Origin of the sequence: Pelotomaculum sp. FP (assembly GCF_004369245.1) — a bacterium.
Lineage (GTDB): Bacteria > Bacillota > Desulfotomaculia > Desulfotomaculales > Pelotomaculaceae > Pelotomaculum_C > Pelotomaculum_C schinkii.
This window is the reverse complement of record NZ_QFGB01000176.1, coordinates 1-253: the sequence shown is the minus strand read 5'-3', so window position 1 is coordinate 253 and position 253 is coordinate 1. Positions and strand designations below refer to the sequence as shown.

General features: G+C 31.6%; 1 protein-coding gene. It reads right to left on the bottom strand.

Features of this window, described 5'->3' with window-relative positions; all coding sequences use genetic code 11:
• Window positions 1-12: 12 nt before the first annotated feature.
• Window positions 13-253: hypothetical protein (locus Psfp_RS21245; RefSeq protein WP_205079654.1), on the bottom strand; the 241-nt coding region annotated here is incomplete at its 5' end.

Genomic DNA, 253 nt, shown 5'->3' with positions numbered 1-253 from the left:
CATTATAACACATTACGCAAAATTACTCACTAAGAATTGGAGAGAATTTGACATTTTTTTAATAAAAAAAGCCCTGTTTTCAAGGCTTGTAGAGATTTCTATATTAGCGCAAGTGTCAAAGACCCGTGTAAGCTTTATTCCAGCTACGATCATTTTCCTCAACGTATCAAGTTTTTCTTTCATAAAGGTTTGCAACATAAATTCTTCTTGAGAAGCACAAAAATAAGCAATAAACTCATTCATTACATCCTTA